Source organism: Tardiphaga sp. 866_E4_N1_4, from assembly GCF_052076075.1.
Lineage (GTDB): Bacteria > Pseudomonadota > Alphaproteobacteria > Rhizobiales > Xanthobacteraceae > Tardiphaga > Tardiphaga robiniae.
Genome location: NZ_CP197242.1, coordinates 2554315 through 2572163 on the forward strand (window position 1 = coordinate 2554315; position 17849 = coordinate 2572163).

The following is a 17849-nucleotide window of genomic DNA, read 5'->3' on the forward strand; positions in this document are numbered from 1 at the left end:
ATGTCGGCGCCGGTCCCTTCATTTAACCGAGATTCGCAGCGCCGCGACCGGCTCCTGATCGTCGAGGACGACCCCGTGACGCGGGCCATGCTGGCCGGTTACTTCACCGATCACAACTTTGACGTCGCCGAAGCGGCAAATTGCGCTGAGTGCCGTCAGAAGATCAGGAAGAACGGCGCCGAGCTCGTTTTCATCGACGTTCAGCTTCCGGACGGCGATGGGTTCGAACTCGCGAGAGAGATCCAGAGCGTAAGCCAGGCCGGCATCATATTCGTCACGCGCCGCGATACCGAAGTTGATCGGATCCTTGGCCTCGAGGTGGCTGGCGATCACTACGTCACGAAGCCGATTAACCTGCGCGACCTGCTCGCGCGCGCTCGCTCGGTCCTCAGGCGCCGCGCGATCGAGCGTGACGCCGCGACCGCCGGCACCACGATCGTCTTCGGACGCTGGATCATCGATCTCGTGCGACGCGAACTGTCCACGCTCGGCGGCGAGCTGGTGCATCTCACGCGCGCCGAATTTGATCTGCTCGCAGCGCTGGTCGGCGCCGACGGCAGGCCGCTCAGCCGGGAGTATCTGATCGAAGTCGTCAGCAATCGGCAGACCGATGTCGATATACGTACCGTCGACGCCCTCGTTGCCAGACTCCGACGCAAACTCGCCAGCGGCAGCAACCAGCCCCTGATCACGACCGTGACGGGCATAGGTTACAAACTCATGCTCGAATCAAAGCGCTAGGCCTGTTCGGACTCTCGCAACCGTTCATTGAGCGCAGCGATAGATTCACGGCAGGTTGCCTCCAGCTGGACGGCAACAGCTTCAAGCGCATCTGCCGGCAATCGCGCCGCATCAGCCTCGATCCCGTTGCATTGGAAGAACAGACGTTCGAGACCGAGCGCACTGGCCGCACTGCCGATCCGATGCGCCAGGCGTTGCATGTGATGCCGATCCCCCATGCTGGCCGCTTCCACCATGCTCCGCGTCAGCGGAAGGCAGGTGTCAAGGAAGATGGTGCGCAGACCACGCAACCGGGGCACCCCTAGCAGTTCTTCCTGATCGTTAAAGAAATCGTCATCGATGAGAGAACCAGCGGTTAGCTCGGACGCACCAACCGGGGCGCCTGGCAGATCGTCGACACCCGCCTGCAAGGCTGATTGCAGCGCCTGTAGCGTGATCGGCTTGCCTACGCGCGCGCGGATGCCATTGGCAGTGAGCCGTCCCTGTGTGCGATCCGACAAGTCGGCTGTCAGTGCGATAATCCGTGGCGATCGATCAAGCTGCAGTTTCCGAATGAGCCTGGCCGTGGCAATGCCGTCCATCTCCGGCATATGCACATCCATGAGTACGACGTCGAAGGCACCTGAGCGAACGAGCTCCAGAGCCATGGCCCCACTCGATGCTACGACTGGCTCGTGACCGAGACGAACAAGGAGGGCATGCCCCACGTCGCGATTGACCGGATCGTCATCGACGAGCAGCACGGACAGCTTCGTCGCCGGAGGTCTCGTCTCGACAACGGCCGGCACCAGTTGCGCCCGATCGAGGGGAATGGACAGAGTAAACGTGCTTCCCTTGCCGAGTTCGCTGCGGACCGAGAGATTGCCGGCCATCAGCCGCGCCAACCGGCGGGAAATGGCGAGGCCAAGCCCCGTCCCGCCGAACCGACGCTCGATATCGCTGTCAGCCTGCACGAAGTCTTCGAAGATGCGCTCCTGAATATCCGGCGCGATTCCGATACCCGTATCCGTAACCGACAGATGGAGCATGCCGGGAGCATCCAGTGTATCGAATGCGAGATCGACCTGGACGCTACCTCGCGCGGTGAATTTGACAGCGTTGCCGAGTAAATTGAGCACCAATCGATTCAGCTTGATCGGGTCGCCGGCGACATCCGCGGCCACATCGCCTCGCATCGACAGGCTCAACGTCAATCCCTTCGCCTCCGCCTCCTCCCTCAACAGATCCAGATCTGCTTCGATCAGTTGATCCAGGCGAAAACTGCGGAATTCGAGCTTGTCGGCGCCTGCTTCGAGGCGGGCATAGTCGAGAATCGATTCGATCAGTGCGAGCAGGGTATCGCCCGAGACCTTGGCGGCCGTGAGCAAGCGGATCTGACGCTCGTCCAGGCGGCTATTATCGAGCAATTGCAGCACGCCTATCACGCCGTTGAGTGGAGTCCGCAGTTCATGACTGACGACCGCGAGGAAGCGCGACTTGGTTTCATTGGCCAGTTCGGCCGCCTGTCGCGCGTGATGCGCTTCTGCCCGTTCCTCGATCGCTTGATCGCGCGCCTGCGCGAGCTCGGTCGTCCGCGCCACAACCCGTCCTTCAAGGGTCAGATATGACTCCCGCAGGCGCTCTGCCATCCGGTTGAACTGCTCACCCAAAGTCTGCAGTTCATCGCCCGTCCGAATGACGAGTTTCTGATCGAGATCGCCGCTTCCGATGCGTTCTGCACCTTCCGTCAACGCACGGATCGGATCGGCCATACGACGGCTGAGCAACAGCGCCGCGATAAACGCACAGAACAGCGAGACAAGCAGCAGCAGCGCCGAATTGAGCATCGACGCGTAGAGCGACGCATAGGCTTCGTGAGTTGGCAGTTCAACGAACACCTTCCAGCCGACCGGCGCGATGGATGTGTGAACCGAAAGAACGCGTTTTCCCGCCAGATCGGTGACGACGGAATCCGCATCGCTGCCTGCGCTTCCCGCGAGCGCGGACGCAACCTGCGAAAGCCCCGACAAGTCGGTGTTCTTGAGCACGAGGCGGAGATCGGGATGGGCAATCAGACGCCCCCTCGTATCGACGACGAAGGCATTGCCCTCATTGCCGACCTTGATCTGCGAGACGAGATCCCACATGAAGCGCAGATTGACATCGGCGATGATCACGCCGCCATCCGCGCCGCTCACGGCAACCGTGATATACGGCTCGGTCTCGCGGAAGAAGAAGATCGGCCCGTAATAGATGCCGCGTGCCTTCGCATCGACGAATGCGGGAGACTGCGAAAGGTCCGTATTGCTGCGGACCATGTCACGCACATAGCGCGACACGCGCAATTGCTCGCGACCTTGCGGATCGAGTTGGGCGATTTCGGAGATCGCCGGCGTCAGGCGCAGCAGGCGAATGCCGGTTATGCGCATTTCCTCCGGCGGAAGCATCTGCAGCGAGAGCTGGGATAACCAAACGAGCTGCCGCTCGATCTCCTTGAGGAACTGATCGATCTTGTCCGCCGCGGCGCTGGCCTGCTCGCGCTGCACAGCGATCAGCAGGCGCTGCTGCTCGCGATAGGAGAATATCGCGTCGATCACATTATTGGCGATCAGCGCCGCCGAAACGACCACCAGAAAGGACACGAGGTACTTGCGGAACAGACCGCCGCGCACCGGCGGTCGTGCATCGCGATCGGCGCCGATAACACTCATTCTATGATCTTGTCGGCGCGGGCCAGCAGCACCGGCGGCACCGTCAGGTTCAGTGACCTCGCGGTCTTGAGATTGATGATCAGCTGATAGGTGCGCGGCGATCGCACCGGCAGCTCCGCGGGCTTGGCGCCGCGCAAGATCAGGTCGATATATTCGACCATCGCCTCCACCAGCTCCGAGCGCTCCGACGCCGCCGATTCATACTTGAAGCCGTAGGAGACCAGGCCACCTTCGGTCATGAAGAAGTGATAGGAATAGACCGCCGGGACCGCATTTGCCGCAACAGCGGATACGATCGCCTTGCGGTTGAGGACGGTGAACGCATCCGGCGTCACGACGAGCCCGCCGGCCGGTGCACCACCGAGCCGGGCAATCTGCGCGGATATGTTGTCCGGATCCGAAATCGGAAGCGGGATGATGTCAACGCCGAAAGATGACGCCATCTCCCTCAACGGATCGAGATAGTAGTCGCCATTGCGCGGCGCAGAGAGCGGATTGAAAATCACACCGACGCGCTTGACGCGAGGCGCAAGCTCCAAAAGGATCTCCAGCCATTTGCTCCCCATCGATGGATGGCTGGTCGTGAAGCCCGTGGCATTTCCCCCCGGGCGCACCAGGCTCTGCACAAATCCGCTGCTGACCGGATCCGCGGCCGTCGAGAAGACGAGCGGAATGGTCTGGGTCTCGCTCAGGATGGCTTGGGCGTCGAGCACGCCACCCGTGATGATCAGATCCGGCGTCCGTGCCACGATCTGCTTGGCCATCGCCTTACGTTGGACCGGATCGTTCAGACACGACAGCGCTTCATACTCGATCACGCGTCCATCGACCCATCCAAGCTCGCCAAGTCGGGCCTTCATCGCTGCCAGGCGCGCAACGGTCATAGGCTCGTCATAGGCGGTGCTCAGCAGGAATGAGACGCGCCGCCGCTCGGGCGCCACCTGCGCGACGGCCAGGCGCGGCAGGGCCAAGATCGCAGCAAACGCAAGAACACTTCGTCGATCGAGCGCCATAGTCTTCCGCATCAGGAATTTCCCAGCACAACAGCGAGACGTTGTCCCCGCGGGGAGCGGACGTCCCAGTACTCACTTTTCTCAAATACCCGAAATGGACGATCTGAGCGAGAACGATCAAAGCAGGTCGGGTTCGCTCGCCGCCGAGCTCTTGGCAGGGGCGGCCCGCCCTCTATCCCTCTATCAACAGGTTCGAGGATCATCCCAGCCAACGGACCTTCCTCGCTACCGAAACTGGCTATAATGGCCTGCAGGATCCGGTGGAGCTTCATTCTCTTTAGAGGCAGGGATGCTCCGCCTTTTCCGCCAGCCAGTGAGGGTGATCTCGCGTCGCCGCCCGACGGGAGAGAGGTTAGACGGTCGAACTCGGCAAGCGCGCCGTGCGATTACGGGAATTACATGCTCGCTGGCTTTGCCAGCACCATCGGCTGGCCTGGAGCGTTGGTGCCCAAGGAGGGAATCACACGCAACCACCGACACGACGAACCGCTGTTTTTCCTCAGTATGATGGCGTGAGCGCTCGGCATTAGTGGCGTAAGCCCGCTGCTCCGCTATCATAGGAGCACTGTTTTTCCGATCGGAAGGCAGCCTGATTGGCGAGGCCCGGGTAAAAGCGGGGCACCTCGGTTTGGCACGATGCCAAAAATCGCTCTCCGCCACCGCCGTCCACCCTCCCCCGCATCCCGCCACCCCACGAAGAGACTTCCCGATCTGCTCGCGATGGCTCCGAGTGCCCGATACCGACCCGCAGATAGGTTCAAAGCGCGGACGTGCAACCGCCGATACCGACATTCGCTGATCGTGGCCGTATGAAGCGGACGGTCCTTGCGTCTCGAACGCAGTGCATATCTCCTAAGTTGTTGATATTTATTGTTGCGGCAGGTGCTCCCACTACGTTTTGTTCACGGTCGTTTCACCCAATTCGTTGCGATTTCGTTGCCGCATTCTCAGGTAGAACGGAAGTAACGCCTTGGTCAAAATGGCTGGTGCACAAACATCCCACTCGCACAATTGGTCCCGGCTGATCCCGGAATCGAAAAGATTTTGTACGATCTGGCGCCTTCGCATAAATCAAAGCGGTTGAACTCGACAAGAGCAGTTGACACCAACATCTCGGCAAAAGGAGTACGCTGCCTCATCAGACGCGAGAAGCACGACAATCTTGGTCGGTACAGCCCATTAAGAGGAAGTTTGGACTAGGTCCAGCTGGCGCCTAACCGCACCTCAACGACCGCTTTGCGCTAGGAAGGTCGATAAGTCTCTCCGACCCTCCTGAAGCCCGAGTCGGGAGCCCGCTTCGAATCTACTTCTTCCCTACGGTCTTAGCGAGCTCAGCCCGCAGCGGCGCGCGGCTCAATTCGTTGCCTGCAGCGATTGTCTTTTGCAGCAACCGCACCAGTTCGTTCGCCTCGTTCGAGTTCAGACCACGCAACATGATCTTCTGGGCCGACCGGACAGCCGGCTCGATCCTTTGGAGTATACTGCGTCCCTCGTCCGTGATGACCAGTTCGCGAACACGCCTATCTCTCTCAGTCGTGCGGCGAAGTACAAGCCCCTTTTGCGCCAGCCGATCGATAACACCCATGATAGTGGTGCGGTCATAGGCGATCAATGCAGCGAGCGTCACCTGATCTATCCCAGGTGATTTTTTGATCGCAGTCAGGGCCGCATATTGAACGGGCGTAAGATCAAAGCCGGCTTTCTCAACCTCGGCATGAAATACCGCGACCGCGACCTGCTGGAACCGGCGGGCAAGGTGTCCTGGTTTGTTAAGGTTATCGCTCATCTGTACACCAAAGCTCCACTTGACACGTATACTGATCATCAGCATGCTGATCAAGTGCGACGTGACGATCCGGCCAGCATAGTGCTCCGGCGCAACGCCACAACAGTGCACTTATCGTACTGTCGACGAAGACGACGAACGGCTACCTGATCCTGGGAGGATCCATGCAGTTTCATCTCAACGGCTTTGAGCCCGGTGATCCGCATATCTCTGACCGGGCGCAGCGTCATGACGCTGCAGGAAGTTCTGGCACTGTTCCTGCCGAGGTCGACGTTTTGATCATCGGATGCGGTCCGGCCGGATTGACGCTGGCGGCCCAATTATCCAAATTCGCGGACATCAAGACCTGCATCGTCGAACAAAAGCCTGGCCCCCTGCTGCGAGGCCAGGCGGATGGAATCGCTTGCCGCACGATGGAAATGTTCGAGGCATTTGAATTCAGCGAGCGCGTGTTGAAGGAAGCCTGCTGGATCAACGAGACGGTGTTCTGGAAGCCCGATGAGGCGCAGCCGGAGAACATTGTCCGCAGCGGACGCGTGCAAGATACCGAGAACGGTTTGTCGGAATTTCCGCATGTGGTGCTGAACCAGGCGCGCATTCATGATTTCTACCTGGACATTATGCGCAATTCCCCAACGGGATTGAGACCGTTCTACAGCCGGCGCCTGATCGATCTTGCGGTCGACGGTACGGCCTCCAAAGACACGACACCGCAGTATCCGGTGACCGCCCGCCTCGAGTGGCTAATGCCCAACCAGGAACGTAAGACCGAGACAATCAAGGCGCGTTATCTGGTCGGCTGCGACGGCGCGCGCAGCACCGTGCGTAGATCGATCGGACGCACTCTGTACGGCGACTCGGCGAATCACGCCTGGGGCGTCATGGATCTTCTGGCCGTCACCGACTTTCCGGACGTCCGCTTCAAATCGCTGATCCAGTCCGACCAACACGGCAGCATGCTGATCATCCCGAGAGAAGGCGGCTATCTGTTTCGCTTGTATATCGAGATGGACAAACTTCACCACGGCGAACGCGTATCGGACCGCAAAATCACACCCGACGACCTCATCGCGGCGGCGCAGCGGATATTCAAGCCGTACACGTTGGACGTGAAGGAAGTCCCCTGGTGGTCGGTCTACGAAATCGGCCAACGCCTGTGCGACAAGTTCGACGATGTGCCTGATGGAGACAGCACGCGCCTGCCCCGCGTGTTCATCGCCGGCGACGCCTGTCACACCCACAGCCCAAAAGCGGGTCAAGGCATGAACGTCTCCATGCAGGATGGCTTCAATCTCGGCTGGAAGCTGGCTTCGGTGTTGCGCAAGCGATCCGCGCCCGCACTTCTACATTCCTACTCCGCGGAGCGCCATGAAATTGCGAAGGAATTGATCGACTTCGATCGTGAATGGGCGCAGGTCATCAGTTCGGCTTCAAGAGCAGATGCGAAACCAGACGACGCATCCAAGCAATTCGATCCCGCCGAGACGCAAAGATATTTCGTGCAACACGGGCGTTACACCGCGGGAACCGCCGCACATTACCGCCCCTCGCTTCTCACCGCCGAACCCACTTATCAACACCTGGCCTCGGGACTGACGATTGGGATGCGCTTTCATTCCGCGCCGGTGACCCGTGTCGCGGACGCGAAACCGATTCATCTTGGGCACACCATCAGAGCGGATGGGCGCTGGCGCATCTTTGCGTTCGCCGGATCTGAGGATTCGGCGATGCCGGGCTCAGCCATTTGCGCTCTTTGCGAGTTCCTCGCCAGTGCCAAGGCGTCTCCTCTGAGACGATACACGCCGACAGATGACGACATCGATTCCGTCATCGATGTGCGGGCCGTCTTCCAGCAACGCCACAGCGACCTCGCCATCGAAGCCATGCCGCACCTTCTACTGCCAAGCAAAGGACGCTATCGATTGCGGGATTACGAGAAGATCTTCTGCGCAGACAGCAGCGATGATCGCGATATCTTCACCATGCGAGGCATTGACCGCGACCAGGGCTGCATGGTCGTTGTTCGTCCCGATCAATATATCGCCAACGTTCTTCCGTTGAACGGCCACGCTCAACTCGCTGCATACTTCGAGCGAATTTTGATATGGCCGTGTTGAACAACAGGGCTTGAGACCCTACGGACTAGAAATTGCGGTCCCTGCCTGATCGACTGCCGCCACGGCATCGCCGATGATAAACGACATCAAATCGCGTCCAACCAGAAGCGGCCCGGCATAAAGGGTACGGGGCCTCATCACGCGTGAAGGCACAGCAACTTCGATCGGTCAGCTCCATCACGAGAAGCGGTCACTAAACTAATGGGCCCAATGATCGCTAATCCTCTATCGCTATTGCGCCAGCAAACCACTCTCATCCATCGCGATGCGCTTGCGGACGGCGCGGCGCAATCCGACTCGGTTCTCTGCGTCATTTCGAATTTGATCCGAAAGGCTTCAGGGTCACGCCAGCGTACTCCAGTCGCTCTCGCAGGTGACGCGCGGTTGCAACAGCGTGAACGGAATCGCCATGGACGCAGATTGAGCAGATCGGCGTTGGCAGACGCTTCCCGCGCGCGGTAATGACCGCACCCGTCTCAACCATCTCGAGCACCCGCGCGGCCGCTAGCTCAGCGTCGTCGATCATCGCGCCCGGCAGGCTGCGCGAAATCAACTGCCCTGTTTCGGTGTAGCCGCGGTCGGCGTAGATTTCCTGATAAACGTCAAGACCTGCTGCATCGCCGGCAGCGACCAGCTCGGTAAGCGCTACCGCCAGCAAAGCAAGGCCGGGGTCAACCGCGCGTACCGCTCGGACCACCGCATCAGCGAAATCGCGCTCCTCGCAGGCAATATTGCCGAGAGCACCGTGGGTCTTCACGTAAGTGATGCGATGACCGGCATAGGCGGCGAGTGCCGCGGCGGCGCCGATCTGGTAGGCGACAAGCCGCTCGATCTCGCCGATCGAGAACGGCAGACGGCGGCGACCAAAGCCCCATAGATCAGGAAATCCGGGATGGGCGCCGACAGCGACGCCGCGCTCGCGCGCGATGGCGAAGGTCCGCGCCATGATCTCGGGATCGCCGGCATGAAGACCGCATGCCACATTGGCTGACGTGACGATCGAGAGCATGGCGTCATCGTCGCCACAACGATAAGTGCCAAAACCTTCGCCGAGATCGGAGTTCAGATCGACGGATGGCATTGTAGCCTCCTTATTTCATTACGCGGGGCTCATGACGGCGCTACATCAGCCAGACCTTCTCGGGAATCCCTGCGGCATGCGAAAGACGACAGTTTCGAGGGAGCATGAAACCGAGGACAATCGACAAGTCGGGAGGCATCGACCAACGCCGATGCCTCCTCATATCATATCGTCAGACGTTCATCGGCCACACCGGCTCGGCCATCGCCACTGCGGTGGGAAAGATCGTGACGAACGTTCCACCGACATACTGAACCAGCACCGGATCGGCATCGGCGTTCTGCCCGTCAGCGCCGAACTTGACGCGTTTCCACGGCATGATGGTGCGCTCACCCAGGATATCTGTCGCCGCCAGAGCCTCCCGAATCTTCTCGCCGTCGATCGATTTGGCACGGTTGATCGCGTCGGCGAGCACGAGCAGCCCCATCAGTTCACGCGAAGTACTATCGTTCAGGTCACGGTTGGAGCGCGCTTTGTACATATCATTGACTTTCAGGACACTCGGTCGCTTCTGTGCCATGTCCAGCGAGAAGCTCGCACGCGAGATGAGGCCCGCCACCTTGCTTCCCATCGCGTCGAGAAACGCCTTGTCAGAAAAGCCGCTCGCCTGGGCCACGATATTCTTGGGCTTGTAGCCGAGTTCGCCCATCGTCCTCATCAAGAGGATTGCATCGGTGGTGTAGCTCGAGGGCAACAGCACATCCGGATCTGCAGATTTAAGCTGCTGCACTTCGGCGGTGAGCGATGGTGAATTGGCTTTGTACTTGAGGTCGACGACGAGCTTGTAGCCGCGCTCCGCGGCCAGCTTGCGTTGGGTATTTGACGAATCAGTACCGAAGATCGTGTCCTCGAAAAGCAGGCCGACGGTTTCGACCTTCTTGCCCTTCGCCTTCTGAGCATCGAGAAAATCGAACATCGCGGCCGAAAACATTTCATCCTGCGCAGCCGGGCGGAAGAAAAATTTGAGGCCGCGACGCGCCAGACTTGGCGATGAGGAGTCGGCGCACAGGAACGGCAAGCCATAGCGTTCGGCGATGGCGCTGACAGTGGAGGAAACCGACGACAGATAACACCCGATCAGAGCGCACACTTTATCCTGAGTAATCAGGCGTTCGGCCTCCGCCCGCCCCTTCTGGGGATCGGACTGATGGTCGGCGAAGATCAGCTTAATCTTGGCGTTATCCAGCCCGGCGAGACCGGCATTCTTCGCCATCGGCAAATCGAGATCGTAGGAATTGTTGACGATATCTGCCGCCGTTTCCATCGCGTGGCGCGCATCTATACCAATCTGTGCGTTCGCGCCGGACATCGGGAATAAGACCCCGATGACAATCTCCGGACTCGTTTGAGCAAGGACAGGTCGGGCCAGACCCGACATGGCAGCGAAGGACAGAACGGACGCACCACTCTTAAGCAACTGCCTGCGATTCAATTGACTGCTCCTCTGTGTGATGTTTGCGATGGTGTCGTCACGCGTCATGTTCTTGCCGCGCGTGTATTCTGGTCAGGCGGCAAGGTCAGCGCTGAATCCCGAACGCCGATCGGCGGCCAGTTCGCGCAACACCTTGGCAACCGCCGTGACGTTCGCAATCTCAATATCCCGCAGCGGCGAACGGACCGAGCCACCATCGAAACCACGCAGGTTCATGGCAGCCTTGGTCGTCTGCGGCTGCCCGAATTCTCGCGCCAGAGCCCGGAAGGGATACCAAAGCCGATGCAGATCGCGTGCCACCGCTGCATCGCCGGCTTCGAGCGCCCGATAGGCAGCCAGAATGAGCTCCGGCAGCGCGCAGCTGTTGGTCGAGCTGATACCGTCGAAGCCGCACATCATCGGACCAAGGAAAGCGAGATCGGAAGCGCAGAACAGACGGATACGACCGCCGATCCGATTGGCAATCTGATCGATCGCTGTGGGAGACAGATCCCCCTGCTTCACGCCGACGACGCCGGGAATCTCGGCGAGTTGCTCCAGCGTCGATGGCGACAGGGTGATACCGATGCCGGGTGCGTTGTAGACCAGCACGCCGGTTCGCGAGAGCGGGACCATGTCGCGGAAAAACGCCACGATCTGCGCATCCGTGACTTCCGAAACGAACGGCGGCGTCACCATCGGCAGACCACCAAGGTCGCCGGCAAGCGCCGTCAGTTCACGGACGACGCGGACGTCGGATCCGGCGCTGCACAGCATGACAGGAACCCGGTCGCCGACGATGTCCATCACGCGCCGGAACAGATCGGCCCGCTCCTCGGCCGACATGGCCGGAAACTCGCCATAGGTGCCGCCGATCAGAATGCCGTCGAAGCCGAGGCTGATGACCCGCTCGATATTCCGCGCCAGACCCACATAGTCGAACGCACCATCAGCCTTGAATGGCGTGACGGTGATGTTGAATAGTCCGCGCAACCGCGCATGACACTCAGTGATATCTTCCATAATTCCTGTCCTTCCGAATGTTGAATTGTTGTGGTGTCAGCCGGGGATGCGCAGGATCGGACGATCGATCACGCTGAGCGCACGGCAGCCGGTTTCGGTGACCACCACCGTCTCGCTGACGCCGACTGTGAACTGACCGAAGACGCGCAGCGCTACCGGGATGTGGAACGCCATTCCCGGCCGCAGCTCGGTGGTGACGCCCGTATAGAGGCTGAGGATGCCGCCCTCGCCCCAGTCAGGTGCGAAGGCGATACCGATGCTGTAGCCCGCGCGCTTCTTGAAGTTGTCGGTATAGCCGGCACGGTCGATCACTTGCTGGCAAGCGATATGCGGCGCCTCGCATAGCGCACCGGGACGGATCGCCTCGATCGCCGCCTGAAGTCCCTCCTGACAGGTTTTCTCCATGTCGACCGCCACTTGCGGCATCGGACCGACCCAGGCGCAGCGCATCAAGGCGGCGTGATAGCGATCGTGGCTGCTGGCCATTTCGAGGAAGACAGGCTCGTTCATCCCCAGTCTGCCGCGGCGCCAGGTGCCGTGCGGTACGCCCGAGCGCCGGCCGGCGGAGACCAGCGGCTCCATGCCGACATATTCGGACCCCGCCGAGATCGCCGCACCTACCATGGCCGCGACGAAATCATTCTCGCTCGCACCCGCTTTCACCGCCGCGAGCCCAGCGCGCATGCCGGCTTCGACGTAAGAGGCCGCCATCGCAATCTTCTCGATTTCGGCAGTCGACTTCACGATCCGGAGCTGCTCAATGATCCCGGCGCCGTCATGGAATGCGCCAAGCTTATCCTGCAGCGACTCATAGGTGGCAATCGGAAGGAACCAGCCGCGCTTGTCGATGGCAAGGCGTTTCGACGACCAGCCGCGCGCCTTGATGACGTTGACCAGGAAGTTCACCGGCTGATCGCCGTCCTGATAGATTTCCGCGTTCGCGATGAAGGTGTTTGCGGTGAAGTTGAAATATTCGAGCTGCCGGACGACGAATGCGGGCTCGCCTTCCACCGGCAGTACCAGCGCCTGGAAAGTGTAGTAGCCTGGCGTCTGCTGCCCTGTGAGGTAGAAGATATTCTCTGGCCCGGTCACGACCATGACGTCGATGCCGGCCGCAGCCAGAAGCTTGCGCGCGCGCGCAATCCGCTGGTCGTACTCCACTTTCGGGAAAGCTGATTCCGAGCCCTGCCGAATGCCGTTGTTATCCATGGCTAAAATCTCCGATGAGGTGGGTGGCTGCAGCGTCGAAGGCGACACCGAGGCCAAGTGGATGGTCCGCGTACACGGTCCCTGCCGTGTACGAGACGCCCGAGACCGGATCATCGATGAGGCCGTCGGCGCCGTAGAGCTCCGCAAAGGCAGGTGACGCCGCGCAGGCCACGTGCAGCGCTGCAGCTGTCGCGGCACCGCCTTCGTTCATCTGGCCGATCATAAAAGGGATGCCCGCATCTGACAGCCGCCGCGCCGCAGCCACGGTCGGCGCAATGCCACCGAGCTTTATCAGTTTGAGATGCGCAAAAACCCGACCGCCATAAGTGCAGATCCGCGCGATATCATCCGGCGTGGCGACGCTTTCGTCGAGCATCACCGGCAACGGACTTCGATCGGCAAGCAAATCGACGGCCGCCCAGTCTCCGGGTGGAACGGGCTGCTCGACATAAGCGAGGTCGTAGACGGCCAGCGCATCGAGCTTCTCAAGTGCTTCCTCCGCCGACCAACGCCCGTTTGCATCAGCGGCAATCTTGACCTGCGTGCCGAAACGCTCACGCAGCATCGCGATCCGGCGCAGGTCCTCGGCGAAATCAGCGGCGGCGACCCGAACCTTGAGATCCCTGAAGCCACGATCGACATAGGTTTGTGCCTGCGCAAAGAATTCGTCGAACGGCGACCAGAACAATGTCTGGTTGGTCTCGTGGACCACCTTCTGCGAGGAGGCGCCGAGCCAGGCGGCCACGGTCAGGCGTTCGCGGCGCGCAACGAAATCATGCAGCGCGCAGTCGATCAACGTGCGCACCGGAGCGATCAAGGGCTCTCCCCAATCTGCCATCGTCGCAAGCAGGTCGACCGGATCACGCGTCCAGTCCACGGCGCCCATGGCCGCGACCGCGTATTCCACCACGGTGCCTTCAGCGAAGCCATTGAGGTAAGCGATGTTGGCCCGCACTTCGCCGATACCGATCGTCTCGCCATCGTCAAGCCGCAGATAAATTTCTTTCAGATACGGAATGCTGCCGGACGACGCCGTGTGTAGCACGAGGCCACCGCTATAATGCAGATCAGTCGAGTGCAGCGAGACACGCACCAGCTCAAGCTCCGTTCTGCAACATGGCTTTCGCCACATCGCGATAGATCAAGCTGGCGGCGACGAACTCATCCACCGGCACGAACTCATCGGGCTTGTGGGCAACGGCGAGATCACCCGGGCCGATCACTGTTCCCTGCGCGCCGATGCTGCGGAAATGCACGAGATCGCAGCCACCCTGGAAACCGAAGGGGCCTGACTTGGCCGCACTATGGGCCCGGCTTGCGGCGAGGCTCGCTTGTACGATTGGAGTGTCCAGGGCCGTCTCCGTCGCACCGCCGGTCGTTGCGTTGTAACCGATGATCTCGGCACGCACGCCAAAGCGTTCACGGGCGAGCGCGAGCAAGTCGCCGATTTCACGCTTGACCGCCTCTTCGTCCTCGCCCGGCACCATCCGGCGATCAAGCAGAAGATCGCAAGCGCCGGGCAGCACATTATCCGCATGACCGCCATTCATGCGGGTCACCGTCAGGCTTGCCGCTCCCACGAGAGGATGGGTGCGATGACGCACAACGCCTTCATGATGTTCGGCAACAAGACCCAGAAGTTCACCGGCACGGTAGATCGCGTTCTCCCCGAGATGCGGCGTACCGGAGTGCGCCGACACGCCGTGCACCCGCACGAGTGGGCGCAGACTTCCCTTATGCGCAGTGAAGATTGCATTGGAGGTGGGCTCGCCGATAACGGCAGCGTCGATCTTCGGAGCACTGGCGGCATAGAACTTGGCGCCTTCGCTGGCGATCTCCTCGTCGGCAACGAAGACGCCTAGCAGCGTGCCCGACCAAGCCGCGCGATCCGCAGCGAGCATGCGCATGGCCTCCAGCATCGCCGCAAGCGGGCCCTTGCAGTCGCACGCGCCGCGACCGTAGAGCCGCCCATCCGCCTCCTTCAGGGCAAAGGGGTCGGACGACCAGCCATCGCCCACCGGTACGACGTCCATATGGGTGTTGAAGGCAAAAACCGGGCCGGCGCCGTTCTCGAGCCGCGCGATGACGTTGATCCGCGCCGGCTTGTACTCCTGTAGCGCGACTTCAAATCCCTCGGTCGTCAGCAGACCACGCAGAAATTGCGCGGCGCGCGCTTCGTTGCCGGGAGGGTTTTGCGTGTCGATCGCGACGAGGCTCGCCAGTTCGCGCTTCATGCGGGCGGCATCGGGGGACAAGGGCATTCAACGGACTCCGGACATGTGCTCAGTGAAGGATCTGATCGAGGAACCGACGCGCCCGATCATTGACCGTCCCGCCGAAGAACTGATCGCTCGACGCGCTTTCGATGATCTCGCCCTGCTCCATGAAGACGATCCTGTCGGCAGCGCGGCGCGCGAATCCCATCTCGTGGGTCACGACGATGCTAGTCATCCCTTCCGCGCTGAGGTCGGCCATCACATCGAGCACTTCGCGGATCATTTCGGGATCGAGTGCGGATGTCGGCTCATCGTAGAGCATCAACTTGGGACGCATGGCGAGCGCGCGGGCGATGGCGACACGCTGCTGCTGACCACCGCACAACTCGTCGGGGAAGGCATCCGCTTTTTCCGGAATCTGGACTTTCCGCAACAGATCAACGGCAATGTCGTGAGCATCGGCAGAGCTGACGCCAAGGATCTTCATTGGCGCAAGCATCACATTTTCGACCGCAGAAAGATGGGCAAACAGCTCGAAATTCTGGAACACCATGCCTATCTGCTGGCGCAACAGATGCGCCTTCTTGCGTTCGCGCGTGATATTCTCACCGGCGAAGAAAATATCGCCGCTGTCGACCGGCTCCAGCAGGTTGATCGAACGCAGCAGCGTCGACTTCCCGGAACCGGACGGACCGATGACGACAACGGTCTCCTTCGCTGCAACCGTCATGCTGCAAGTCTTCAGGACCTGCACAGATCCGAAGCTCTTGTTGATGCCGACGATCTCGAGAAAATGCTCCACAACCATTCCCTGCGCCTATCGAACAGCGAACGATTTTGATGTCCCGAGCATGCGCTCGGTTAGCGAAACCCGCCGCATGCGCTGACGCTTCTTGGGATCGAGCGCCGTCTCGATCAGTATCTGCAGGCCCATGAACGCCGTGGTCATCGTGAGATAGTAGATGCCGGCCGCGGTCAGCGCCTCGAAGTAGCGGAAGTCGGCGCTCGCGGTCTGGTTCGCTACCAGTAACAATTCTTCGACGGCGATCACCGAGACCAGCGCGCTGAGCTTCAGCATACCTATCATCTGGTTACCGATCGGCGGCAAGACGATTCGTGCCGCCTGCGGAACGACGACATAGCGCATCATCTGGCTGCCGGTCATGCCGAGCGCGAGGCCGGCAGTACGTTGGCCCTTCTTCACTGCCTGCAGACCCGACCGCAAGATTTCCGCCATGTACGCGCCCTCATTCAAGGACAGCGCCAGCACGGCACACACGAATGCCGACAGCTTGATGCCGAACGACGGCAGCACGTTGTAGATGAAGATGACCTGGAACAGCACCGGCGTGCCGCGAAACAGCCACAGGTAAAAAAACGTTACGACATGTCCCGCGCGCGTCCGGCCTTCCTGGATCAGCGCGAGCACGAGACCGATCATGACGCCGAAGAACAGCGAGGTCGCCGTCAGCAGCAGGGTCATCCCGGCGCCGTGAACGAAGCTTGGTGAAACGAGATAGTGCCAGACGAGTTCGATTGACACGACAACGCCCCCTCAGTTGAGCAGCGACACGGAGGCAGGAAATTTCCAGGTCTCGATCAGCGTCTTGTAAGTGCCGTCGGCGACGATCTCCTTGAGCGCGGCCTCGATGGCCGCTTTCATCGCCGTGTCGCCCTTGCGCACTGCGATGCCGATCAGGGTATTCGCCTCGAACTCAGCCCCGACCACGGTGTAGACGCCCGGCACTTTGTCCATCAGTTCGACGGCGCCTGGCGTGGCGTTAAACAGCGCGTCGGCGCGCCCCTGCCGCAGCGTCAACGCCGAATCCTGCGCAGTAGGCAGCGTCATCACGGTGACGCCTGCGAGCCCGCCATCGCGGCATCGCTTGTCGTCCTGCCGCGCGTAGCTCTCCTGTATGCCACCGAGCGTGACGGCGATGGTCTTGCCGCACAGGGAGTTATCGCGCCCCGTGATTTTCGCGGGATTGGCCGCCTGAACGACGACCAAGGTGCCGATCTTCAGATAGGGGATGAAGTCGACCTGAGCAGCGCGTTGCTCATTGATGTACATGGCCGAATTGATGAGATCGATGCGCGCGCCCTGAAGCGCGGGGATCAGGCCCTTGAACTCCATGTTCATCGGCTTCGCCTCGGCGCCAAGCTTTTTGCTCAATGCACCGATCATGTCGATGTCGAAGCCGGCCAGCTTGCCGTCCTTCTGATATTCGAACGGCGCGAAGGTGGCGGCGACGCCGTAGGTCAGCGCTGCTTTTTCCACGAGAGTAGCGGCAGAGAGGTCGGCGGCCATGACCTGCCTGGAAAGCAAAGCCGGGCCGACCAGGCAGAGCAGCAATATTTCGCAGACAATGCGCAAGCGTGGCATGGTGGCACCTGTGCTTTGATTGTTTTATTGATACATAACGTACAATCAATGCCCCCAGCTTCGTCAAGCCTCATCGACAGGCAACTCATGCCTAAGCTTTTATCACCCAGATATTGCTTGGAACATGCGATGGTCATATTGTATTGAATGAAACGTACCGTACTTTAGCTATGAACCTT

At 60.5% G+C, this 17849-nt stretch carries 14 protein-coding genes; 2 read left to right on the top strand and 12 right to left on the bottom strand.

Going from position 1 to position 17849, the window contains the following annotated elements:
- The gene (locus AB8B20_RS12535; protein ID WP_093756926.1) at window positions 1-741 is read left to right on the top strand and encodes a response regulator transcription factor; all 741 of its coding nucleotides are present in this window, start codon (window positions 1-3) and stop codon (window positions 739-741) included.
- Here the strand turns inward: AB8B20_RS12535 and AB8B20_RS12540 are convergent.
- The 3 genes from AB8B20_RS12540 to AB8B20_RS12550 all read right to left on the bottom strand — a co-directional run bounded on the left by AB8B20_RS12540 (window position 738) and on the right by AB8B20_RS12550 (window position 6230).
- A complete protein-coding gene (locus AB8B20_RS12540; protein WP_175366278.1) occupies window positions 738-3431 on the bottom strand; it encodes a hybrid sensor histidine kinase/response regulator in 2694 nt (897 codons plus the stop codon). The two genes, AB8B20_RS12535 and AB8B20_RS12540, sit on opposite strands and share 4 nt — an antisense overlap.
- The gene (locus AB8B20_RS12545) at window positions 3428-4456 is read right to left on the bottom strand and encodes an ABC transporter substrate-binding protein (protein ID WP_439072786.1); all 1029 of its coding nucleotides are present in this window, start codon (window positions 4454-4456) and stop codon (window positions 3428-3430) included. The genes AB8B20_RS12540 and AB8B20_RS12545 overlap by 4 nt, the downstream gene beginning before the upstream one ends.
- Window positions 4457-5747: 1291 nt before the next feature.
- The gene (locus AB8B20_RS12550) at window positions 5748-6230 is read right to left on the bottom strand and encodes a MarR family winged helix-turn-helix transcriptional regulator (RefSeq protein WP_439073069.1); all 483 of its coding nucleotides are present in this window, start codon (window positions 6228-6230) and stop codon (window positions 5748-5750) included.
- A 164-nt stretch (window positions 6231-6394) separates the two neighbouring features.
- On the opposite strand from AB8B20_RS12550, the gene AB8B20_RS12555 reads away from it, so the two are divergent.
- Window positions 6395-8347, top strand: a complete 1953-nt coding sequence (locus AB8B20_RS12555; protein WP_439072787.1) for an FAD-binding monooxygenase — start codon at window positions 6395-6397, stop codon at window positions 8345-8347.
- A gap of 310 nt (window positions 8348-8657) precedes the next feature.
- On the opposite strand, the gene AB8B20_RS12560 is transcribed toward AB8B20_RS12555, so the two are convergent.
- From AB8B20_RS12560 to AB8B20_RS12600, 9 genes are all read right to left on the bottom strand, one after another.
- Window positions 8658-9428 (bottom strand): LamB/YcsF family protein, encoded by a 771-nt coding sequence (locus AB8B20_RS12560; RefSeq protein WP_439072788.1) that lies wholly within the window; start codon window positions 9426-9428, stop codon window positions 8658-8660.
- A gap of 172 nt (window positions 9429-9600) precedes the next feature.
- Window positions 9601-10908 carry an ABC transporter substrate-binding protein gene (locus AB8B20_RS12565; RefSeq protein ID WP_439072789.1) on the bottom strand — a complete coding sequence of 436 codons (1308 nt, stop codon included), beginning with the start codon at window positions 10906-10908 and terminating at the stop codon, window positions 9601-9603.
- A gap of 24 nt (window positions 10909-10932) precedes the next feature.
- Window positions 10933-11862 carry a dihydrodipicolinate synthase family protein gene (locus tag AB8B20_RS12570; protein ID WP_439072790.1) on the bottom strand — a complete coding sequence of 310 codons (930 nt, stop codon included), beginning with the start codon at window positions 11860-11862 and terminating at the stop codon, window positions 10933-10935.
- Between the two features lie 36 nt (window positions 11863-11898).
- Complete coding sequence (locus AB8B20_RS12575) at window positions 11899-13071, bottom strand: M24 family metallopeptidase (RefSeq protein WP_439072791.1); 1173 nt, start codon at window positions 13069-13071, stop codon at window positions 11899-11901.
- Window positions 13064-14164, bottom strand: a complete 1101-nt coding sequence (locus AB8B20_RS12580) for a mandelate racemase/muconate lactonizing enzyme family protein (protein ID WP_439072792.1) — start codon at window positions 14162-14164, stop codon at window positions 13064-13066. Before AB8B20_RS12580 ends, AB8B20_RS12575 begins: the two co-directional genes overlap by 8 nt.
- Window positions 14165-14168: 4 nt before the next feature.
- Window positions 14169-15332, bottom strand: a complete 1164-nt coding sequence (locus tag AB8B20_RS12585; protein WP_439072793.1) for a M20 family metallopeptidase — start codon at window positions 15330-15332, stop codon at window positions 14169-14171.
- A 22-nt stretch (window positions 15333-15354) separates the two neighbouring features.
- Window positions 15355-16095: an amino acid ABC transporter ATP-binding protein gene (locus AB8B20_RS12590; RefSeq protein WP_439072794.1), complete on the bottom strand. Its 741-nt coding sequence runs from the start codon at window positions 16093-16095 to the stop codon at window positions 15355-15357.
- A 9-nt stretch (window positions 16096-16104) separates the two neighbouring features.
- Window positions 16105-16830, bottom strand: coding sequence for an amino acid ABC transporter permease (locus AB8B20_RS12595; RefSeq protein ID WP_439072795.1), 726 nt, complete (start codon window positions 16828-16830; stop codon window positions 16105-16107).
- A 12-nt stretch (window positions 16831-16842) separates the two neighbouring features.
- Window positions 16843-17670 carry an ABC transporter substrate-binding protein gene (locus AB8B20_RS12600; RefSeq protein ID WP_439072796.1) on the bottom strand — a complete coding sequence of 276 codons (828 nt, stop codon included), beginning with the start codon at window positions 17668-17670 and terminating at the stop codon, window positions 16843-16845.
- Between the last annotated feature and the right edge of the window lie 179 nt (window positions 17671-17849).